At 35.5% G+C, this 22,742-nt stretch carries 21 protein-coding genes, 1 tRNA gene and 1 pseudogene; 11 read left to right on the top strand and 12 right to left on the bottom strand.

The genetic code is table 11. From position 1 onward, the window contains the following. Positions 1-1,652: 1,652 nt before the first annotated feature. Positions 1,653-1,802 (top strand): hypothetical protein, encoded by a 150-nt coding sequence (locus FI644_RS26600; RefSeq protein ID WP_181758157.1) that lies wholly within the window; start codon positions 1,653-1,655, stop codon positions 1,800-1,802. Here FI644_RS26600 and FI644_RS27065 read toward each other — a convergent pair. From FI644_RS27065 to FI644_RS26595, 5 genes are all read right to left on the bottom strand, one after another. Next, the gene (locus tag FI644_RS27065; protein ID WP_142108967.1) at positions 1,759-1,983 is read right to left on the bottom strand and encodes a hypothetical protein; all 225 of its coding nucleotides are present in this window, start codon (positions 1,981-1,983) and stop codon (positions 1,759-1,761) included. The genes FI644_RS26600 and FI644_RS27065 overlap by 44 nt on opposite strands. A 749-nt stretch (positions 1,984-2,732) precedes the next feature. Next, the gene (locus tag FI644_RS25970; protein WP_056683689.1) at positions 2,733-2,945 is read right to left on the bottom strand and encodes a hypothetical protein; all 213 of its coding nucleotides are present in this window, start codon (positions 2,943-2,945) and stop codon (positions 2,733-2,735) included. A 211-nt stretch (positions 2,946-3,156) separates the two neighbouring features. Further along, positions 3,157-3,543: a YvaD family protein gene (locus FI644_RS25965; protein WP_053475380.1), complete on the bottom strand. Its 387-nt coding sequence runs from the start codon at positions 3,541-3,543 to the stop codon at positions 3,157-3,159. Positions 3,544-3,700: 157 nt separating this feature from the next. Next, a complete protein-coding gene (locus FI644_RS25960; RefSeq protein ID WP_053475381.1) occupies positions 3,701-3,997 on the bottom strand; it encodes a hypothetical protein in 297 nt (98 codons plus the stop codon). Between the two features lie 239 nt (positions 3,998-4,236). Continuing rightward, positions 4,237-4,374: a hypothetical protein gene (locus FI644_RS26595; RefSeq protein ID WP_181758156.1), complete on the bottom strand. Its 138-nt coding sequence runs from the start codon at positions 4,372-4,374 to the stop codon at positions 4,237-4,239. 207 nt (positions 4,375-4,581) lie between these two features. Between FI644_RS26595 and FI644_RS25955 the strand changes: the two genes are divergently transcribed. After that, positions 4,582-5,208 (top strand): hypothetical protein, encoded by a 627-nt coding sequence (locus tag FI644_RS25955; protein ID WP_181758155.1) that lies wholly within the window; start codon positions 4,582-4,584, stop codon positions 5,206-5,208. 1,026 nt (positions 5,209-6,234) lie between these two features. Here the strand turns inward: FI644_RS25955 and FI644_RS27525 are convergent. The 3 genes and pseudogenes from FI644_RS27525 to FI644_RS25940 form a co-directional block, all read right to left on the bottom strand. Further along, positions 6,235-6,500: pseudogene (locus tag FI644_RS27525) on the bottom strand (DUF771 domain-containing protein). A gap of 136 nt (positions 6,501-6,636) precedes the next feature. Beyond that, positions 6,637-6,710 (bottom strand) — tRNA-Arg (locus tag FI644_RS25945). A 114-nt stretch (positions 6,711-6,824) separates the two neighbouring features. After that, on the bottom strand, positions 6,825-7,865 hold the full coding sequence (locus tag FI644_RS25940) for an acyltransferase family protein (RefSeq protein WP_053475383.1): 1,041 nt from the start codon (positions 7,863-7,865) through the stop codon (positions 6,825-6,827). Positions 7,866-8,313: 448 nt separating this feature from the next. Here FI644_RS25940 and FI644_RS25935 point away from each other — a divergent pair, with 448 nt between their 5' ends. From FI644_RS25935 to FI644_RS25915, 5 genes are all read left to right on the top strand, one after another. Then, a complete protein-coding gene (locus FI644_RS25935) occupies positions 8,314-9,327 on the top strand; it encodes a 2-oxoacid:acceptor oxidoreductase family protein (protein ID WP_053475384.1) in 1,014 nt (337 codons plus the stop codon). Beyond that, on the top strand, positions 9,327-11,621 hold the full coding sequence (locus tag FI644_RS25930; protein ID WP_142108965.1) for a thiamine pyrophosphate-dependent enzyme: 2,295 nt from the start codon (positions 9,327-9,329) through the stop codon (positions 11,619-11,621). The genes FI644_RS25935 and FI644_RS25930 overlap by 1 nt, the downstream gene beginning before the upstream one ends. A gap of 190 nt (positions 11,622-11,811) precedes the next feature. Further along, complete coding sequence (locus FI644_RS25925) at positions 11,812-13,599, top strand: methyl-accepting chemotaxis protein (RefSeq protein ID WP_181758154.1); 1,788 nt, start codon at positions 11,812-11,814, stop codon at positions 13,597-13,599. 140 nt (positions 13,600-13,739) lie between these two features. After that, positions 13,740-15,200: a PAS domain-containing sensor histidine kinase gene (locus FI644_RS25920; RefSeq protein WP_231690045.1), complete on the top strand. Its 1,461-nt coding sequence runs from the start codon at positions 13,740-13,742 to the stop codon at positions 15,198-15,200. Positions 15,201-15,412: 212 nt separating this feature from the next. Then, on the top strand, positions 15,413-15,670 hold the full coding sequence (locus tag FI644_RS25915; protein WP_053475388.1) for an aspartyl-phosphate phosphatase Spo0E family protein: 258 nt from the start codon (positions 15,413-15,415) through the stop codon (positions 15,668-15,670). A 95-nt stretch (positions 15,671-15,765) separates the two neighbouring features. Here FI644_RS25915 and FI644_RS25910 read toward each other — a convergent pair whose 3' ends face one another. Next, positions 15,766-16,497 (bottom strand): ZIP family metal transporter, encoded by a 732-nt coding sequence (locus tag FI644_RS25910; protein WP_053475389.1) that lies wholly within the window; start codon positions 16,495-16,497, stop codon positions 15,766-15,768. A gap of 588 nt (positions 16,498-17,085) precedes the next feature. Between FI644_RS25910 and FI644_RS25905 the strand changes: the two genes are divergently transcribed. Genes FI644_RS25905 through FI644_RS25890 form a run of 4 tightly spaced genes read left to right on the top strand, consistent with a single transcriptional unit; the run spans position 17,086 to position 20,538 of the window. Further along, entirely contained in the window at positions 17,086-17,907 is an 822-nt protein-coding gene (locus FI644_RS25905) for an electron transfer flavoprotein subunit beta/FixA family protein (protein WP_053475390.1), read from the top strand. A gap of 30 nt (positions 17,908-17,937) precedes the next feature. Next, on the top strand, positions 17,938-18,966 hold the full coding sequence (locus FI644_RS25900) for an electron transfer flavoprotein subunit alpha/FixB family protein (protein ID WP_053475391.1): 1,029 nt from the start codon (positions 17,938-17,940) through the stop codon (positions 18,964-18,966). Then, complete coding sequence (locus FI644_RS25895) at positions 18,959-20,254, top strand: FAD-dependent oxidoreductase (protein WP_053475392.1); 1,296 nt, start codon at positions 18,959-18,961, stop codon at positions 20,252-20,254. The genes FI644_RS25900 and FI644_RS25895 overlap by 8 nt, the downstream gene beginning before the upstream one ends. Then, on the top strand, positions 20,254-20,538 hold the full coding sequence (locus FI644_RS25890) for a ferredoxin family protein (protein WP_053475393.1): 285 nt from the start codon (positions 20,254-20,256) through the stop codon (positions 20,536-20,538). Before FI644_RS25895 ends, FI644_RS25890 begins: the two co-directional genes overlap by 1 nt. Before the next feature lie 55 nt (positions 20,539-20,593). On the opposite strand, the gene FI644_RS26585 is transcribed toward FI644_RS25890, so the two are convergent. From FI644_RS26585 to FI644_RS25880, 3 genes are all read right to left on the bottom strand, one after another. Further along, a complete protein-coding gene (locus FI644_RS26585) occupies positions 20,594-20,734 on the bottom strand; it encodes a hypothetical protein (protein WP_156319098.1) in 141 nt (46 codons plus the stop codon). A gap of 178 nt (positions 20,735-20,912) precedes the next feature. Next, on the bottom strand, positions 20,913-21,257 hold the full coding sequence (locus FI644_RS25885; protein WP_053475394.1) for a hypothetical protein: 345 nt from the start codon (positions 21,255-21,257) through the stop codon (positions 20,913-20,915). A 146-nt stretch (positions 21,258-21,403) separates the two neighbouring features. Further along, positions 21,404-22,639: an MFS transporter gene (locus FI644_RS25880; protein WP_053475395.1), complete on the bottom strand. Its 1,236-nt coding sequence runs from the start codon at positions 22,637-22,639 to the stop codon at positions 21,404-21,406. Positions 22,640-22,742: the final 103 nt, after the last annotated feature.

Below are 22,742 nucleotides of genomic sequence, written 5' to 3'. Positions count from 1 at the left end.
GTTAAATATTGTAAAAAAATAAACAACAAATTTAGTATTAAGTAATTAGGAGGGAAAAGGATGGCAAATACATAGGGAATAAAATTAAACTTGCAGTATTAAAAAATGAGGATATTCAATAGGTGCCTGCACGATAAAGAGCAAATTTGCATGAAGTATACGAAATACTCGTAAAATATAGGCTAACAGAAGGAAAAATAGGGGATCCAAAATATTTTGTCAATAATTAGCTAGTAGTCATAATTTGTATTTGGTTTATTGAATTTTCGAATAAATAAGAAGCGCTAAGAAAGTTAGCGCTCCTAAGTATCAAGGTTCACAAACCTGATTATTATTGCCCCAAGTACTTCCACATGCAGCAGATGCATCAGAAGCAAAAGCAGTAGAAGAAGTCAATATTCCTAATGCGATAGCAAATAATTACTTTTTTATATGAAACAAAAAAGTAATTATGTATAAAAAAGGAGCCATTATGGCTCAGAAGCAAACTGTATGGCAAAAGAATTGTTTGTACAAGTTTATTGTATGTAGCATTTTGAATAATGACTGGGAAAAGGAATAATTGCAATTTAATAAATTTTGCAGGCACTACTACATCTATTGCCTGCAAAGAGGGAGTTAAGAATAAGTATCAAACTGGAGCTAGGGGTGTGATACAAAGTATTCAAATTTTTTAGATCGGTACAAGGTGAATAAAAAATGTGCTTGTTCAATAACTACATTAAGCAGCGAGTTGTGCGCCCATAAGGGCAGCTAAAAATTCACTGTTTGGCAACAGTGTAGGTTAAAATTCACAGTTTAAAACCTATCATCACCCACCTTATCCGAAAAGGAAACTGGACGGGGAGTGTAGCATGGTGTGGAAAGCCGTAAGTTGACTAGTGTCTAAGTCACGACTGAATGGCTAGATGAAAATTGTAAACAAGGAAGAAAGCTAAACTGCTTGAACGATAGTCTAAGAGCGATGATGCTTGCGTGTAGCGAAAGGATACTGAAACGCTATATGGGTAAAGGCGAAATAATGAAACTCGGTATGGAGCCAAGTGAATTTTATCCACTCAACTGCCATAAGCAGAAACAGACGAAAGTCGCTTCCGACATTACAAAAGCTATGTTTTTATCTGTCTAAATGGGGATTACCTAAGTTGGAAAGCCTTTTGAGGCTATGATAGTTGTATCTGAATATCCAATAGGGTAACGGAGTTTCCGTAGTAGTCCGAGATAGGGAAAGCCTATTACATGGCAAAGGGAAACAGCTTGTCTAGTTTAATACAACAAAGGTTAATGCGTGAGGCATTATAAAAATCTTTAATAAGTATTAAACACTTCAAATTGATTGACAAGTGGAGAGCCGTATACATTGAGAGGTGTACGTACGGTTCGGAGGAGAGCGTTTGGAAACCTATCATAGTAATATGACAAGGCGCTGGGCGCTTATCCTACTCAATCAAGATATTTAAGGACACCGTCATAATAAAGATCTAGACCAATTAGTAACCACCAAAATATAAAACCAAGTATGAGTAGTAAGTATTTTTTCATGATATTAGAATATCGTAATCAAATTCAATTTATACATAATACCAAAAAAATAAGAACGAACTCGATAAAAGGTTGTTTTCTATGTTTCTATTTATAGCTTGTATTTCTAAATGTCTGTCATTATGCGTTTTGGTACTCGTGATTATTTGATGAATATATGGGATGAATGGTTTTTTGGTGAAGTATTAAATAAAGAGAATGAAAGTGTAGTTATTACTAGTATAGTGGCTGTTGGTTTTGGCAAGGAGGAAATCCATTAATATCTTGAATCATATGAAAATCGTATTGTTTTAAAGCGAATTGAGACTGATACAAATATTCGATTACGAGTAGTTTTCCTTGTGAAGTACCACAGAGTACTCCAGAAGTTCCTTGACCATTAGACAACGAAATTCCAATAGGCTGGCCAAGTAAATATCTAATTTTATTTTGACAAGGCATAGTTATCACTCCTTCAAATCATATTATGAACAGAGAAGGATTCGGTGCATGACTGAGTTTTAGAAATGCCGAGAAAGGATTATTGAGTTTCATAGGAAGGTGATGACATGAAGGAATTAAATCTACCGTCCGTTATTTGGAAATCGCAGGAGCAAGAGTCGTTGGTTTGTTTGTATGAAGAATGAAACACGAAAAGCAATGTGTTGCGAGCAAGGACCTAATCTTGTTAGCTGTGGTTTCTTGAGGATTGGACTTGCTTGGTATTAACTACCCTTCCATTTAAATATAGAAATATATATTTGGTGTGGACTGGTACAAAAAAATAAAAAGCTAGAATTAATATTTTTTAAGTTATCGTTCCTGGATGTGTTAATCTCCTTTGAATTCTGAAGGTAATCATTTTTTTCTGAATCTTTTAATTTCACCTGAAATATTTATCGGATTTACATTAAAATTATTTGCTCCTTTGGTGAATTGAAGTAGTTTGAAACTCGCATATATATTTTTTATCTTTTCACAAATAATGGAGAAGGTAAAAATGATCTTTGCATGTTTTCAGTTGGCTTCTCGGTGTATTTTTGAAATCTGTAATTCAATAGAGCAAGGGAGGCATGCGCAAAAGTAATGACGACTATATTTCTAAAACTGCAAAAAAAAAACTTTTAGGGATTAGAGAAAGATAAAATTAGAAAAAGAACCTACTAAGGTTCCTTTTAAAAAAATTTCCTTTTCGTTAATACCAAGTATCTTTAGCTTTTTATTTCAAGGTTATTTAATTCTCTTTCAATTAGAGATACTGAAATTTCGAATGCTTCGATGCGTCTTGTAGCTAAGGTAATTTGAGATTTATATTTATTTGGATTTTCTTTAGCTTCAAAGGTTTTTACTGTTTCTCTTAGTTTGTGTAAAGTTGAATCAATTTGACGTTTTGCTTCAATTAATTGAGATACATTAAATTCCATGTGGACATCCCAGCCTTTTATTAATTAATGATTTTTAAATTCAGTAATTCGTCTATCAGAATTGCTTGATAGTTGATTACATGAATATTTTACTTTTTAAGTTAACAGGTATCAATAGTTGATAAGGAAACAGTAGGGTAGCTTAGTTTAATTACTGGTACATTGCGCTAATTAAAAAAGCTCATCCAAGGCTGATGAGCTAAAAATAAGATTATATAACTTTTCTTAAAAGATTTGGAATAAAAAATAATGGATAGATCAGTAAGAACAAATTAGGGATCCACCAAGTAATATCAAAATCACTACTGAAAGCCCAAAAAGAAATTGCTTGAAGTCCAGCACAGAATGTAAGGACTAGTGATATTAGTGCCATTTTGCTCCAATTATTATTCCCTTTTTTATATAAATATAAGCTTGTTAGACCAGTAATTGATACTAGTATATCTAAAGGGAAAAATGACCAATTCCAGGCGACTAGAATAGGATTATTGTAGTCGTTAAATAAATACTCGTTTGGAATTAATTCAAGAAATGTAACTAACCAATAGATAATAAAGCCAATATCAGTTATTAAAAATAGTATTTTTAAAGTTTTCATCGTAATCTCCCTAGAATTATTTTCAATGAAATATACGAATAAAAACAGTGAAAGTTTCAATGGAAACACAGTAAGCACTAAATGTCTATCCCTGACTTAAGAATTAAATGCAATTTTAGTAATGTATTTACGATAAAAAATGTGACATAAAAGAAAATTATTGATTTTTCATTTTGTTAATTATGTCTATCGCTCTCTGTAGATCCGTTTCAGAAGAAGTTATAAGATCAATAACATAACTTTTGCTAGAAAATTTCCGCATTTCGAAGAAGATTTTAGGCTTTTTATACTTGAAGATTGTACCTAACTCAATGATTGGAACATAGTCAAAACTTTGATTAGCTAAAGGTAAATCTTTAAAAAAGGAATAAAATTCATATGTATTCTTTTTTTCATCTGGATATTTTTGTAACATTTTTTCAAAATGCTCAATTGGATCAACTAGTTTTTTCATAACAAACTCCTTGCCTTTAAACATTAGGACATTTGTATTATAACATAAAAAAACTTGGGTAAATATCACTAAAAATATCGAATAAAAGTATGAGGGTAATGAAAATGTGATAAGAACTTACGAGTTGTTCACAGTACGAAATTTAAGTGAACTTAATGATAGGAGTGTTAATTCATTTTGAAAAGGCTGACTTTGCTTGGAAGTGTATGAGGAAAGAAGAAGTCAGCCAAAGGTAGGTGTTATTGAGCGCCTTCACACCATCTTGGTGGACCCATTAAAGAGCATCCTTGTGGCTCAATTGTTGCAGCTGATGCAGAGGTTGAAACGGTTAAAATTAGGGCACTTATCAACCCAAGCCTTATAAGCATTTTTTTCATGTTTTATCACCTCACTTTACATGAATCTAAAATATATTAACAGAAAAAGGAAGCTCGATAAATGGAATTTTAGTTATTATCAGAAAATAGTAATTTATTACTATTAGTTAATCAAATGTAGGTTCTTTATAAATGTAATAGGCGTCCAATCCTTATCATACTCACAAACATATTTTATAAGATGAAAAGTTTATGAGGTGATTTTCAATGGATAATAATAACCAACCTTTTCAGGGATGCTGTCCACTTAGTCCGGGTTCAAAACCGCCAAAGCTACCAAGATTAATCGGTCCTCCAGGTCCCCAAGGTCCACAGGGAATACCGGGACCACAGGGAATACCGGGACCACAGGGAATACCGGGTCCACAGGGAATACCGGGTCCACAGGGTATACCAGGACCAGTGCCGCAATCTGCATTTAGAGCTGAGAATACTACTGGTCAACCAGTAGAAGGTAATACAAAACTTCTGTTTCCTGAACCGGTATTTGATTTAAATGCTGAATATAATGCAGGGACCTCTACATTTATTCCAAAGCAATCAGGGGTTTACTCTATTGTAGCAGGTGTAGTCGCAGATCCTAATAATTCTGATATAAGTCAAAGATTTACACTTGTTATATCCGTTAATGGATCTACTATAGAGAGAGTTGATAACTATCGGGCAGCTATGCCAGCTGTTAACTTTACGGGGACTACTGCTAGCACGATTGAACGGTTAGATGCTGGGGATGAGGTAGAGGTCTTTGCTAACTATTTCGGGGACTCTGGAATTATATCAAATTTAGCTAGAGTAAATTTCTTTGCTGCAGCAAGGTTTCCTTCTCCTTTATAATAAAAACTACTTCTTCAGCAGGTGCATTAATTAAATTAGGAAGCAAAAGATAGAAAAAGTTAAATAAAAGCCCTTAGAAATTCAAGGGCTTTTTATAGTATAGATTTTACAAATCAAATAACTTGTTCCATACACTTCGGTGAGGTTGGGGATTGTCTCTAGTATAAGTTTCTTTTTCATTATTTCTTCCATAGGAATTAATACGTATTCATCATTGTTTTGATTAAAGGGGGAGTTAGGATTTTCAGAGCAAATGCAGCATACCAATTATGTATAACACATCAGATTGTTCCGATAGTTTTATTTTAATTTTAAAGTGATATTTCATGAAGAAGTTATCAATCTATTTTACTACTGGAGTGGCAATGATAAGGAATATTAAGAAGTAAATAAAGAAAAGTACTAAACCAAAAATAATATTTTGGGTAGTAAAGTCGAAATTATCAAGTTTTACTTTTATGGCATATGAAAGTATGTAATTCCAAATCCCATTAAAAGAGAAAAAAGAATTGTATTATAGTATCTTATTTTTATCCTTTGTTCATCTGTTAAAAAAGTTTTCCCTAGATTACTTTTGGCACAGAATTACATCATATGTATAAATTCAAGAATAAAGATAAATCCAAGACTATCCAGAGTTAGCTTTGAAGCTGGATAATCCAATTACATTTTGCTTGCAGCATCATAACGAAATACACGGTAGAGTTTCAGAAAAACCAAAATGGAACGATGAAAAATGGTAATACTTCCTTGGTCAAAAAAACTGATTTTTTTCAAATTCTATTTAGACCGCAGGGGCCTCGAAATTCCAGATTTATAAGCTTTTTTCATGTAAGGGGGGATATGATGGCGGTAAATGTCAAAAAACTTCAAGAACAGCTGCTAAGTCGGATTGTTACAGATGATTTGGTGGAAGTGGAGAAAGTTACAAGATTCATTAGTTTAGTGAAATAAAATGTGCAGCTAGACAAAAAATATTTGTCGAGATGAAGCAACGGTGATTAAAGAAAACGGATCAGAGAAGGTTCAATTAAAAATATCAGCAAAATTTTATCAAAGAAAATAGCCATCTTACTCGCTTGGAAAGCCTATAATTGTCCACTCAATTTTTGATAGTATAAAAATCCGCCATTTTCACTATCTAGTACACTTTTCTAAATCTTGAAGGATAAAGGATATTTTCTTTAATCCATTCACTCTTCTTTTTAATTCGTACTTCAAGATCTTTCTTGGTCCAATAAACGCCAGTGAGGTTCCAGTTGTTTTAATTGTTCATATTCAACTTTTTCAATGAGTGTTTTTGCATATTTATCTCCTCAAGTTAAGTAGAGAAAAAAGAGACCCATGAGGTCTCTTCGTTTTCGGCAGATTTTCGGCGAACCAATTTTTAAAAATAAAATGTACTGCCATAAATCCTTTAGTATCAAGCGTCCCAGATAGGAATCGAACCTACGACCTACAGCTTAGGAGGCTGTCGCTCTATCCTACTGAGCTACTGGGACAAGTATTATCGTAATAATAAGACAACAAAATTTATTATAAACCCACTATTCCAATATAGTCAATGATTTCGATTGAAGGAAAAAAGGACGCAAGCGTGATGCGTCCTTTAATCTTTAATTTAACATTTTTTTGCGATAAAAGCGTAAAAGTGATTGGATTTTAATTCTTAGGTTTTTCAATTTTGATATTTCTAATTCAATAACCGGCTGAGCAAATGATGTAATATATTTGCTTGATAAGAGCAAAGAGAGTAACAGCGATGCACACGCTAGCAATAGGAAGTTTTCTGGCTTTGTAAAGTAATCTTGTACTTCGCTTTCTCTGAACACTCTTATGAAAAAACCGTGCAATAAATAAACGTACAGGGTGTTTTTTCCAAGATTAGTGAAAAAATATTGTTTTCTGGGAACAAGCGTGAAGAAGGTAAACACCATGATCAAGCTTAATAGATAAAATCCGAATCTAGTAAAAACAGCACTTATGGATGTTACTTCTAATTCTGAATATGGCTTTGAACCAAGCAGCCATTCATAATTAATTTCTGGAAATAGATAAAAGCCTACAAAAACTACTGCTAATATAAAGCCTGCAGCCACTTTAATTTTGGGTTTTAATAAGGAGTAAAAATGATCTTTTTTCATAAAATAGCCTAGTAAGAATAACGGGAAAAATACAAAGGTTCTTGATAGGCTTAAATAATTGGCAATGGAATCAAAATATCCTACTGCTAGTCCTATTAATAATGCAGCTGATAAGGAATAAACCGCCTTATATTTTGCAAAGAGCGGAAGAAGAAGATTCCAGAAAAACAAGCTGATTAAAAACCAAAGAGACCAATGCGGTGTAAGCGGGTCCACTTGAAAATCTGATTTATCATACAAAAAGTAGTAAAAAATTGAATAGATTAATTGAAAGATGATATATGGCAAAATAAGCTTCTTTGCAATCTTTGGCAAATAGCCTTTTTTGTGAAAGCCTTTTGCAAAATAACCCGAAACGAGAATAAAAGCAGGCATGTGAAAGGTATAAATCACCTTATATAAAGTATAAATCGTTTCGCTTTCCCCAATATAGGAACGCAAAAAATGTCCGAAAACCACAAAGAAAATCAAAATAAATTTAGCATTATCGAAGTAATAATCACGTTGCTTCATAAATCCACCTCTTTTATAGCCCCCTATAAAAGATTCCCTTTTATTTTACTTACCCACATTATCACGTATGAAACAAAATTTGACCATTTAATAAGTGGAAATTAAACCATAACGTTCCAATTATGCGAAACTACAATCTGTTATAGTACATTGTATATGCTGTTATATAATTAAGAATGCGTTTTCAAATGCTTTTAATACAGTGAATCTTAATCTTAAATTAAATCTGTTTCAAATTTTCTGTGAAATTGTTGACATTTGTCACAGCCTAATATGAACCCTTCTCCTAAAATGAAAATTGGGGATTATTTGTCAACCAGTATTGGAAAAACTTAGCATTCGCCAATCCTTTTTCGTGAATGTCTTAGTTTTTCTTATGCGTTCAGAATGTATGGATTTAAATTCTGTTTAGCTAAAAAATACCAAAGGGAAAAATGGGAGGGAGAATATGGCAATCTTACCTAAAAAAAACGAACTTGGTTTTTTTGAAATTAGATTGGAATCAATAGGCGGGCTTGGAGCGAATTTAGCAGGGAAGATGCTTGCAGAAGCAGGCGTTCTTGGACTCGGATTAAATGGTTCGAATTTTTCTTCATATGGATCTGAAAAGAAGGGATCTCCAGTTAAAAGTTTTATCCGCTTTTGTGATCCTGCTGTAGAGATTCGTGCACATAGTCCAATTGAACAACCGCATGTGGTTGGTGTATTTCATGAAGCCTTGTATAAAACAATTGATGTTGTGAGCGGTTTAGCTCCAGATGGAATATTACTAGTGAACTCAACACGTAATTTCGATGAAATAAAGAGAGATTTAAAATTAGAATATGGCACATTAGCGATCATAGATGCTTTGCAAATTGCAGTAGAAGAGAAAACAAAAGTGAATACAGCGATGCTTGGTGCTTTATTCCGTATTTGTGAATTTCTTGATCCGGAATCAATGAAGAATGTTATACGCAAGACATTTGAGAAAAAATATCCACATTTAGTCGAACCCAATATCCGGACCTTTGAACGTGGATATAATGAAGTTCAGTTTAAAACATATGAAACACCCGTGGATGCTCAAGGGAAATCTTTTTCACGGCCAATGCCCATTCTCGGATATGAAACGCAGGAAATTGGAGGAGTCATTACGGCGCAGGCAAATAGCGTATTGAAGGATCTTAGCGGTTCTAGACAAGGTTTTCTGCCAAAGTTTGAAATAGAGCAATGCATAAACTGTGCTGCGTGTGATACTGTTTGTCCGGATCTATGCTTTGTCTGGGAAGAAGGGGAGGACAAAAGGGGCAGGAAGCAAATGTTCCTAAAGGGAATTGATTATCAATATTGTAAGGGTTGTTTAAAGTGTGTGGAGGCATGTCCAACGACTGCATTAAGTGATTTAAGGGAAACAATTGGCTATGCAGAATCCCATCGTGTAAAACATAACTTTCCTTACGTAGCAGGAGGGGTATCGTAATGGCAATGGCAGAAAAAGAGTTGAAAGTAATCAATCGAGCTGAACAGCTGACCACCTTTGAAAGCGGAAATGAAATGGCTGCAATGGCTGCTGCACAAATTAATTATCACATCATGGGGTATTTTCCGATTACTCCTTCTACAGAGGTCGCACAATATTTAGACCAAATGAAGGCTCGTGGCGAACATAATATTAAATTAATTCCTGCAGATGGTGAGCATGGATCAGCAGGTATTTGCTATGGAGCTGCAGCTACTGGAGCAAGGGTTTTTAATGCAACAAGTGCGAATGGGTTTATGTATATGCTTGAACAGCTTCCTGTTCAGGCTGGAACGCGCTTCCCGATGGTGATGAACTTGGTCACACGCGCTGTCAGCGGTCCTTTAGATATCCGCGGTGACCATTCAGATTTGTATTATGCTTTAAATACGGGCTGGGTCATTCTAACGGCGAGAACACCTCAAGCCGTCTATGATATGAACATTATGGCATTAAAAATTGCTGAGCATGCAAAGGTTCGCCTTCCAGTTATGGTTGCTTATGATGGCTTCTTTACCTCTCACCAAAAAAGGAAAGTATATTATTTCAAAGAAAGAGAGGTTGTTCAGCAGTTCGTTGGGGAGTGTCCAACCGATTATAATTTTGCCCGTGATCCGAAGGTACCCGTTACGATTGGTGCCCATATGAATGGGGAAGACTTAATGAATAACCATTTCCAACAGTCTGAAGCGATGTATGCTTCGGGGGATGTCTTTAAAGAAGTCGCAGCGGATTATGCCAAGATTTCAGGACGTGAATACCCTTTTTTAGATTTATATGGGATGGAAGATGCAGAAGTCGCTTTGTTCTTATTAAATTCTGCTGCTGAAACAGCAAAGGATGTTGTTGATCAGCTAAGAGAAAAAGGGATTAAAGCTGGAGTGATTAGCCCGAATATTATTCGTCCATTTCCAGCTAAGGAGATTCGTGAGGCATTAAAGAATGTAAAAGCCTTGCTGATCGGAGAAAGAGCGGATTCCTATGGTGGAAACGGCCCGAATTTAACACATGAAGTAAAATCAGCCTTACAGGATGATAAAAATAATAAAACGATTGTATTAAGCCGAGTTTTTGGTCTGGGTGGAAAAGATTTTTATGCAGACGATGCAGAGCTTTTCTTTAAAGACGCCATTGAGTCAATGGAAATAGGCTATGCTAAAATTCCGTTTGATTATTTCGGTCATATACCTGGCAATGAGGAGAAGATTTTAAAGCCTGTTATCACACCTCAGCATGGGGATATATATAAATCAGGATTGATCCATGTAGAAAAGGATCCTGAAACGAATAACTTAAAGGTAAAGATACCACCGATACGATCACTTACTTCAAAACCAAAGAGAATTGCTTCAGGACATGGTGCATGTCCAGGCTGTGGAATTTTTACTGGTTTAGAGCTTTTCTTTAAAGGAATCGAAGGAGATGTCGTTGTCTTGTATCAAACAGGCTGTGCTTATGTGACAACGACTGCTTATCCATATACGTCACATAAGCAAACAATGATTCACAACCTTTTCCAAAATGGAGCAGCAACATTATCTGGAACGGTTGAAGCATTCTTAGAATTAAAAGAGCGTGGAGAAATCGAAGTGTCTGATGATGCTACCTTTGTCATGGTGACAGGAGATGGCGGGATGGATATCGGCATGGGATCTGCGATTGGCACCGCATTAAGAAACCATAAATTAATCATGCTGGAATATGACAACGAAGGCTATATGAACACAGGCTCGCAAATGTCATATTCCACACCAAAAGGACATATGACGAGCACAAGCAATGTTGGAAAGTCACAAAAAGGGAAAAGCTTCCACCATAAAGACACGGCACAAATTATGGCTGCAACAAATATTCCTTATGTTTTTACTGGAGCGGAAGCATTTCCTCAGGACTTAATTAAAAAGGCAGCAAAAGCACAATGGTATGCACAAAATGTCGGTACGGTCTATGGGAAAATTCTGATCACATGTCCGTTGAACTGGAAATCAGAGGATCGCTATGGAGAGAAGACCCTTGAAGCAGCCGTTAACGCGTGCTTCTTCCCGCTATATGAGGTGGAAGAAGGAATCACAACGATTACGTATAACCCAGATGAGAAGAAGAAGAGGGTTCCGCTATCTGAATGGCTGAAATATATGGGGAAAACCAAGCATTTATTAAAAGAGGAAAATAGTGAGCTGCTAAATGAATTAGAAGAAGAAATCGAAAATAGATGGCAGCGTCTTTTAGCAAAAAATAATAGTCCATTTTTATAATTCCTAGGTAAAAAAGCAGGGTACTAGTACTTTGCTTTTTTTCTATTGGAATATAAAAACAATAAATCCCTTCAAAAGTATAATTGTTTGAATTATAATAAGATAATAAAATAGTATAAATGTTTCATATCTTTACATATTTTAGCTCTATCGAACTATAACTTCAACAGTGATTAAGGAGGGCAAACGGGTGAAAGGGGTAAAAAAGAAGAATATAAAGAGGTCAAAAAGGACGAAAGGGACAACAAGTAAAAGTCCAATTTGGACAATTACACAGTTAAATATTTGGAAAAAACTGAAACTCGGACAGAAATATGGAGTGGCTTTATTTATAACAATTGGACTTTTCTCTATTTCTACCATTATTACATTCGTGCTATTAAGTATTGCTAATTCACAAATGGATTCTGTGGAAGAGACGGGTGAGAAAGCAATTAAAATTACCGAAGCAACCGCAATCTTCCATTATAAAGGGAGTACAATAGGTAACTTCATAATTGATTCGAATCCTAAGCACCTAAAGAATTTTGATGAACTAACGAAAAAGTTTAATGAATTAAAAAAAGAAATAACACCAGCATTGACATCTAACAAAACAAAACAGATGTTAAATGAAATTAGTAAAAATGATGATGAAATAAACCGACTGTTCTATGAGGTCATAGAACCTCAAGTAAAGCTTCACCATGTAAGGGAATATCGTCTAGGTAAACTTCAAGCAGATGATAAGATAACTGAAACAGTTGTAAAATTGGACTCTTTAAGTGACTCGTTAAAGTCTGATCAGGAAAAAGCGATTAGCTCTGCTAAGGGAAGACTCGTTTTAACATTAATTGTATTAGGGGTATCTATTTTAGTTTCTGCTGGACTAGGGATTGCTAGCATCCTATTTATTGGGAAAATCATATCAAATAAATTAGGTCATATTGTACATTTTTCTAATGAAATCGCAGCAGGCAATTTACATATTGATGCTATAGAATATGATGGGAACGATGAAATTGCTGAATTGAGCAAGGCAACGAACTCTATGAAGGAAAGACTTCAATCGATGATACAAGAAATCTCAGCTGTTTCAAGTTATGTTACTGAAAAAAGCAGCGAATTAAATATTGCTGCGAATGAAGTCGGGGCTGCTAGTCAGCAAGGGGCATCTACTATGCAGGAGCTCTCAAGCGGAGCTGAGGATCAAGCAAGTGCAGCTACTGAATTAGCAAGAATGATGGATGACTACCTAGGGAAGGTAGATGAAGCAACAAAAAGCGGGTATAAGATTAAATCTGCTTCAACTGAGGTTCTTACAATGACGAAATCTGGAGATACACTTATGAGAGAATCGCAAGAACAGATGACTGTTATTAATGAAATCATGAAAACCTCTGTTAATCGAGTAAATGGACTAGATGAACAAACGCAAAAAATTTCCAAGCTTGTACAGGTTATCCATGATATTGCTAATCAAACTAATTTACTTGCATTAAATGCTGCGATTGAAGCAGCACGAGCGGGAGAACATGGAAAGGGTTTTGCAGTAGTAGCAGATGAAGTTCGTAAATTAGCAGAGCAAGTATCATTGTCAGTTAAGGACATTACAACGATTGTTAAAGGAATTCAAACAGAATCCAATAATGTGGTATCTTCATTGCAGACAGGATATACACAAGTTGAAAAAGGAACAGAAAAGATCCAATTAACTGGAGAAACATTCAAAAAAATATATCAAGCAGTTAATATGATGTCCGAATATATTAATGACATTTCTGAAAGTCTTGATCAAGTATCGACAAGCTCATCATTGATGAATCAATCAATTGAGAATATCGCTGCTGTATCAGAGGAATCTGCTGCAGGAATTGAACAAACAAGTGCTGCAATCACACAAACCAATCATGCAATGGAAGAGATATCTGACAATGCGAATTCCTTATCAGAGCTTGCCGATCAATTGAATTCCATGATTTCTAAATTTAAACTTTAATCTATAGGGGTGCCGGCGATTTGCTGGGGACCCCTATTTTAAACCATAAATTCATAGATAATTGCATTTTATTGGCAGGGTTTTATCTGAATTTGTAGAAGTAGTCAATGATGCAGATCCCAGTAGGAGGGGAAAAAATCATGACTCTGAATAAAAGAAAAAGTTTGAAAGGCTATAATCAAACGATTAAAAAAAATAGTATAAATGAGAAAATAAGCAAAGATTTATATAAGGATTTATTTATTGAGGCACTAGAAGGCATTGTATTTTGGTCTGGAAATGGAAAAATTGTTAAAGTGAATGAAGCAGCATGCAGGATATTTGAATGCAGCAAAGATGAGCTAGTAACGAAGAATCTTAAGGAGTTTGTCTACTCGAAGAGTTCCAAGTTTTTAAAGATAGTGAATCAACTTTTTGAAATGGGATCGATAAGGGATGAGCTTGATTTTTTAATGCCAAATGGGCAAATAAAATCTCTTGAATTTACAGCCAAGCTAAACTCAGTTGATGGGTATCATATGACTATTTTTCGAAATGTTACTGATAGACATCAGATGGAAAAAGAGCTACGTGAGAGTGAACTGAAGTTTCGGAAAGTATTTGAGGAAGCTTTGGAAGGAATGATCCTCTGGAACGAGAAATATGAAGTGGTTGATATTAATCAAGTGGGTATGAGTATGCTTCATCTTCCAGGGGGGAAATCTTTAATTGGTCAATCCATCGTTCAAATCATTGAAGATTTTAATGTGAATAAGGAAGAATTGTATCATCATTTTAAAAATGTAAGGAACAATGGCCATGCGACTGGTGTTCTCCAAATCAATTTAAGCTCTGATCGGAAAATTAACATTGAATTCTCAGCTAAACATAATGTTTTTTCGAAATTAAGCTTAATCTCATTTAAGGATATTACCGAAAAGCTTGAAATGGAAGAGAAACTCAAAAAGTCAGATACATTAAGTGTAGTTGGGGAACTTGCTGCTGGGATTGCACATGAAATTCGTAATCCGATGACGGCTCTCAAAGGTTTTATCCAATTGTTAGAGGATAGTATCCAAGAGAATCATTCAATGTATTTTAATATAATTTCTTCTGAACTAGAAAGAATCGATTCAATTATTAATGAATTTTTGATCCTGGCAAAACCTCAAGCAGTTAAATTTATTAGAAAAGACATAACCGAAATAATGAAGGAGACAGTTGATTTTTTAAATGCTCAAGCCATGCTACATAATGTCCAAATTCAGACGTTCTTTGATAAAGAACTGCCTTTTATCTTTTGTGAGCCGAACCAAATGAAAAAGGTATTTATCAATTTAATTAAAAATGCGATCGAGGTTATGCCAAAGGGGGGAATGATCACAGTAATAATGGAATCGACAACAGATCAAACTCTTCATATCTCTATAAGGGATGAAGGGGCAGGAATTTCTAAGGATAAAATTAAAAAGCTTGGTCAGCCCTTTTTTACAACAAAGGAAAAAGGAACTGGTTTAGGGTTAATGGTTACTTACAAAATAATTGAAGAACATAAGGGCTCAATTATAGTAGAAAGTGAAATGGGGGTAGGGAGTATATTCCATATCTACTTACCATTTTAAAACAGAAAATTCAGTGAGAGAAACCCCTGGAAAAGTGTCGTTCTTTGTCGAGTAACCTGTTGTTTTCAAGCGGAAATTTGTCGAAAAAATTATTTCCAGAAGAAGATTGTCTAATTTTGCGAATCTATTTACATTTATTCAAATTCTTGTAATAATGCTTCAAGTAGAATAATTTTGTAGAAATAGAGAACAGGATTGGATGGGGGAAGAAGATGGGGGAGAACGGGCAAAAAATATTAACCCAAATTCAGGAAAAGAGAGAAAGAATGATAGATTCAGCAAAAAAGTATGGCTATACAAGCGAATACACCATTCGCTGCAGTGAGGAACTTGATCAATTAATTTATGAATATCAGCAGCAAAAACAAAATGATAAGAAACAAAAGAAAAAGATTAAGTTTTCTTTAAAGCTGATGATAACAACTTGTCGAGAAAAATTAATAGAAGCAAGGTATCAAGCTCATTCATAAATTGATTTGTGATCTCCATCTGTTTTCCCAAAAAAATCCCTAAGCTGTAAGAAATACGGCTTAGGGATTTTTTTGTCTTAAATTATTGTATTTACTCAGAAGATATCGATAAGCAATACCATAAATAGCAGTCCAATTATGAATGAATAAGTAGCGGTCCGTTCATTCCCATCTCCATGGCTTTCCGGAATCAATTCTTTATAAACAATAAAGAGCATGGCACCTGCTGCAAAGGATAATCCGTATGGAACTAGGAAGTCTACATAAGCTGTTAAATAAAAGCCTAATAATCCAGTCACAATCTCAATGGCGCCTGTTAAGGTTGCAATAATAAATGCTTTAAATTTATTAATCTTTTGGTTAACTAAAAATAAAGCAACGAGAAAGCCTTCTGGCGCATTCTGGAGCCCGATGGCAAATGCAATTAAATTGCCTGTATCCTCTACACTTGAAGCATAGCTAACCCCTACAGAAAGACCTTCGGGAATATTGTGAAGAGTAATCGCAGAAATGATAAGCATCGCTTTTTCGTCAAACTCTATCCCTTTTTTAGAATGCTGAAGATCGATATGAGGAATATTCTTTTCTAGCAGCGTTAGGGTTAATACTCCAAGAAAAATGCCGATTGTAAGCTGAAGGAAACCTCCATTATTCAAGGCTTCAGGTATAAGTCCCATTGTTGAGGCAGCCATCATGATCCCAGCAGTAAAGGCTAATAATATATCCCGCCACCGGTGAGTAACGGAATCAGACATAAAAAGAATTATTAAAGCGCCAAGACCTGTTGAAAGTGCTGAGAGAACGCTGCCGATAATTACATCACTCATTTTTTTCCCTCATTTCTATTTGTAAGATAATTATAAGAGTGAAAACCTTGAGAGACAATTAATAAATTCATTTTTAGAACAAAAAGAATGGTATTATGTGATTTTTATCATAGTGACTTCTAAATTTTCCTAATAGAATATAACAATAAATGTAGGCTTTACCAAAAGAAAACCATCTTTGTTTAACTCCAACAATTTATTGTTTTTTCCACAAACATAATTTATTTTATACAGAATCTAATAATGGGTTCATATAAAATCTTCACATTTCCTTTTTAGTATTCTCAAACACCAAGACAAAAACTCATGTCTGTTAGTCTATCTATATTTATGTTTACTGTTGAAAAACTTGAAACCATTTTAAATTATTAAATGAAAATATGGGATAAGCCATTTTATTAAATGTTAGTACTATGCGTGTGTTGCGAAACATATATCGTAATACACAGCAATTTTACATAGAAGAAAGCGTTTTCAAAAGGGTGGTGTTAGCTTGGACATATTTAGTTTTAATTAAAGGTGACACCTATTCAATCACCAGCATGTTAAAGGCGTTTTTCAAATTGCATATCGGGAGGGAATATATTAATGCATATTGTCGTCTGTGTAAAGCAAGTGCCAGATACAAAGATTATTAAAATAAATCCAAAGACAAACACCCTTGATCGAAGAAGTGCACCAGCAATATTGAATCCGTATGATGCACATGCAGTACAAGAGGCCGTAAAAATTAAAAAAATGGTTGGCGAATGCACCATTTCTGTTCTATCCATGGGACCGCCTCAAGCTACAGCTGTCATCAAAAAAAGCATTGAAATTGGCGCTGATAAAGGCTATTTAATTTCTGATCGCGCATTTGCGGGAGCAGATACATTAGCTACAAGCTACGCTTTATCCAAAGCACTTGAAAGAATAGCAAAAGAGGAACCTGTTGATCTAGTTATATGCGGGCTTCATGCAATTGATGGGGATACTGGGCAGGTTGGTCCAGGAATAGCTAGGAGAATGGATATTCCTCCGGTAACAAATGTTATCGAGGTCACGGAACTAAATGAAAAAGAAAAAACGATTCTATTAAAGAGAAAACTAGCAAATGGCTATCAATTAATACAGGCTGACTATCCGTGCTTAATGACGGTTGGAAAGGAAATTAATGAGATTGAATACTCTCCGATGCCAAATATGATTAAAGCAGCAAGGTATGAGCCAATCATTTGGTCGGTTAATGATCTTGAAAATGTCAATCGGCCACAATTAGGACTAAAAGGCTCACCAACAATTGTCGGAAAAATGTTCACTCCTCCGAAACCTGAAGGCGGAAAGAGACTAGAAGGAAATTCTGATGAACAAGTTAGTCAGTTAATAGAACTGTTACAGGATAAAAAGGAACTATTCTTTACAGCACGATAATAGAATCATTTATATAAAGGAGGGGTCTGCATGATAGAGGAATACCGTGGGGTTTGGGTATTCATAGAGCAAAATGATGGAGAAATTGAAGGGGTCTCCTTAGAACTATTAGGAGCAGGAAGGAAGCTTGCTGATAAGCTCGAAGTTGCTTTGGCTGGCGTATTACTAGGTGATAATGTGAAGTCTCTTTGTCCCGAAGTTATTGCATATGGGGCAGATGAGGTATATGTAGTAGATCATCCTGTTATGAAGGATTACCGCACAGAATCCTATATGAAAGGAATTATGCTTCTTGCAGAAAAGTATAAACCTGAGATTTTTCTCTATGGTGCCACTCCGAATGGAAAGGACCTTGCAAGTGCAGTTGCGACTGATTTAAGTACGGGATTAACAGCAGATACAACGATGCTCGATGTCGATTTAGAAAAGAGATTGCTTGAAGCGAGCCGACCGGCATTTGGCGGAAATATTATGGCGACGATTTTATGTAAAAAGCACCGTCCACAAATGGCTACTGTAAGACCAAAGGTAATGAAGGCACTAGAACGTGATATGAATAGAACAGGGAAAATAATTGAAGAAGAAATAGATTTAAAAGAGGAAGATATGCGCACAAAAGTGCTTAAAATTGTGAAGGATATCACAAAGAAGGCTAGCTTAGCTGATGCACATGTGGTTGTTGCTGGTGGAAAGGGAATGGGTGACCTGCAGGGGTTTCAGCTTATTCATGAACTAGCAGATACAATTGGAGCAAGTGTGGGGGGAACAAGGGATGTAGTGGAGGCAGGATGGCTACCTCATGAGCTTCAGGTTGGGCAAACTGGTGAAACGATTACTCCAAAAATCTACTTTGCCATCGGCATTTCGGGGGCCATTCAGCATGTTGTCGGTATGAAGAACTCAGAATTTATCATTGCCATTAATAAAGATCCTAATGCCCCGATATTTGATGTGGCTACTTATGGGATCGTAGGTGATGCAATGGAAATCGTTCCTAAGTTGATTGAACAATTTAAAGTATTGCGTAAAGAAAAGGGCGGTGAAGTTAGTTATGTCTGAAAAATTTGATGTCATCGTTGTAGGTGCTGGCCCGGCTGGAACTTCCTGTGCTTATACTTGTGCAAAAAATGGATTAAAAGTGCTGCAGATAGAGAGAGGCGAGTATCCTGGCAGTAAGAATGTGATGGGAGGCGTATTATATAGACAGCAGATGGAAGAGATTATCCCAGAGTTTTGGAAAGAAGCACCACTTGAAAGACCCGTTGTTGAGCAAAGATTTTGGATGATGGATAAAGAATCGGTTGTTACTTTTGGCTATAAAGGTCTTGAATGGGGTGTGGAGCCATATAATAACTTCACAGTCCTTCGAGCACCATTTGATCAGTGGTTTGCAAAGAAAGGAATCGAGCAAGGGGTATTGTTAATTACTGAAACAGTTGTTCTTGAATGTATAGTGGAAAATGGGAAAGTAATTGGTGTAAGAACAGATCGTCCAGATGGAGAAGTATATGCAGATGTTGTGGTCCTTGCTGATGGGGTTAATTCACTTCTTGGCAAGCAGCTTGGCTACCATAATGAGTTCCGCCCAGATGAAGTAGCCTTAACGGTTATGGAAGTGATTAATCTGCCGAAGGAAAAGATCAATGACCGTTTTAATTTAGAGGATAACCAAGGTTGTACAATCGAGCTGTTTGGGGATTCTACGAAGGGGAACCTTGGTACAGCCTTTATTTATACAAATAAAGAAAGTATTAATATCGGTGTAGGAACAACATTATCAAGTATGATTAAAGCAAAATTAAAGCCCTATGATTTATTAGATTATTTAAAGACGCATTCCATGATTAAACCATTTCTTGAAGGTGGAGAATCTGCTGAATATTTAGCCCATCTTATACCAGAAGGAGGATTTCATTCTGTTCCTAAAGTAGCAGGGAATGGTGTTTTATTAGTGGGGGATGCAGCACAGCTGGTAAATGCAATCCATAGAGAAGGTTCTAATATGGCTATGGCATCTGGAAAAATGGCAGCTGAAACCATTGTTGAAGCGAAAAGCAGAAATGATTTTAGTGAATCTAGTTTAAATCTTTATAGGGAAAAACTATATGACAGCTTTATTATAAAGGATCTTGAAAAATATAAAGACGCCGCACATACGTTTGAAAATCATCCACAATACTTTAAGGACTATGTTCCGATGATGAACCGTGCAGCAAGTAAATTTTTTACCGTAGATGGAACGCCTAAGAGGGAGAAACAGAAACAAATCATGCGCAGCATAACAGGCGAAAGAGGCACTTTAAAGGTACTACAAGATATGTATCGTGCATGGAAGGCGGTGAAATAATGTCAACAAAAACGATTGAGGAAAAACAGTATTTAATTCGTTTTAAGGCAGATAAGAAATCGCATTTAACAGTATTAGATCATGACGTGTGCATGACGCAATGTCCAGATAAGATATGCACAATTTTCTGTCCAGCAGAGGTGTACAAGTGGGAAGGTTTAAGGATGCAGGTTGGATATGAAGGCTGTCATGAATGCGGGAGCTGCCGGATTGGATGCCCATATCAAAATATAAAATGGGAATATCCAAAAGGCGGACATGGAATTGTTTTTAGGTTGGCATAGAAGCAAATAGATTAGATAAACGAAAGGAGCATTCACTTTTGTGTGGATGCTCCTTTTAATCTATCAGCTTTACTATCGATCTTACGATAAATCTTGTCAAAAAATAAATAAGTTCTACTAAATCCATGCCAATGTCAATGAAATCGAATTTTTTCATTTTCTTCTTAACTGACTTTCTTGGTTTTCTAAACTCCATAAATAAATCACCTCCATGTTTATTTGTACGAATAGAAGATTGTAAAAGTTCCATTCATTTTCATTTTGTCATTGATGTTTTTTATGGGGGAATAAAATCGGTAGAGTAAGTCCTATATGTATGTTTTTTCACAAAGATAGCTAAAAAGAGGAAATCTTAAATGGATAGGGAAAGATTTTTAACTAACATCTTCATTTTTATTTTTGGTGAATAATTGGCCGTTCTTTCCAGAGTGTACTAATTCATTTGCATGTTCGTATGCTTGGTGAATACAATGATAAATGGAGGATGTATAGCAAGAGGTATTCCACGAAAAACTTCCATTGGAATCAGATGGATAGATGGTAACAATCCAGGTGTAAAATTCATTTTCTATATCTTTTAATCGCCCTTCAAGTGCGATAAGCCAATGAGTAGGGATTGTATGCTTTTGTCCTGAGGTTTCTTTATAATGGTAAAGGTCATTTAATCCGATTGGTATTAATGCCTTTTGATAAAAATCTCTATAATTAGCCCCATTCATTATTTTCCCTCCTTTTTATTAAAAATAGTTATAACTTACTTTATTATATGTTAATAAGCGTCAATATTTCGGATGAAATGTTAAAATTTTTCGAAAATTTTATCTTAAGATTGAAAAAGAGGAGACCCTTTTGGATCCCCTCATTATTATTGAGAATTCCACTCATTTACCTTCTGATCTGACGGAAGAAGTAATGTAAGTAGGCCTAATAATGGCAAGAAACCAGTTAAAATCATTGTGTTTGAAATACCAATCATATCTGCTAAATAACCAATGATTATTGAGCCTATTGCTCCCATGCCGAACGCGAGCCCTACAGTTAAGCCTGCCATCGTGCCGATTTTTCCTGGGACTAGCTCCTGGGCGTATACTACCGTGACAGAGAAGCTCGACATTAAAATAAAGCCTGTAAGTAAGAGTAGAAAAAAAGCAGCATATGGCGGAACAAATGGGATAAGAATCGTTAATGGTGCAGAAATGATCATAGACAGGAATATGATTAGCTTTTTACCAAACCGGTCTGCCAATGGACCACCGAAGAATGTTCCAAGTGCACCTGCAACTAAAAATGTGAAAAGAAAAATTTGAGATTGTTTGATTGAGAAGGAATATGTCTCAATCGTATAAAAGGCATAATAGTTTGTCATTCCAGATATATACCAAGAACGTGCAAAGATTAAGAAGAGGATTAATACTAATGAAAACCATACTGCCTTTGAAAGCCCTTTTTGATTTGCACGTTCTTTTTTGTTTGCTTTTTTTTGCAATACATTTGGTGTTTCTAAAGTTTTTGCATACCAGAAAGCAATATATAGGAGCAGACCTACAGCGACAGCAGCAACAGCAGTAAACCAGGCTGCACCAATTTGCCCTAAAGGGACGAGAATTAATGCAGTAATCAGTGGAGCCATTGCTTGCCCGCTATTTCCGCCTACTTGGTATATGGATTGAGCCAGTCCGCGGCGTGAACCAGCTGCTAAATAGGCAACTCTAGAACCCTCAGGGTGGAAAATAGCAGAACCAAGACCAATAAAAAGAACGGAGATGACAATCCATTCAAAACCTGGTGCAAGTGCAAGGCCAAGTACTCCGCATAATGTAAATGTTAAACCAATTGGTAATGCAAAGGGCATTGGTTTCTTATCTGTCACCATCCCTATCACTGGCTGTAGTATTGAAGAAACCATATTTAACGCAAAAGCGATCAATCCAAGCTGCGTAAATGAAAGTCCCATAGATTTTTCCAATATTGGAAACATAGCAGGAATAATTGCTTGAATGGAATCATTTAAAAGATGACAAACACCAATGATAAATAATATTTTGTAGGATGTTTCACGATTTTGTGCCATTGTACGGGCAATGGCTGCAGTGTTGCTCATTATTCAGGACTCCTTTAAACAAGATTTAAATAAATTTTGGGTCTCTAAATATATATAATACAGGATAACTATCTTTTTCAATATTATTTTGAATATTAAATAA

It is taken from the genome of Cytobacillus solani (assembly GCF_006704205.1).
Lineage (GTDB): Bacteria > Bacillota > Bacilli > Bacillales > Cytobacillaceae > Cytobacillus > Cytobacillus solani.
The sequence above is the reverse complement of the archived record's forward strand: the minus strand, read 5'-3'. Positions and strand labels throughout refer to the sequence as shown.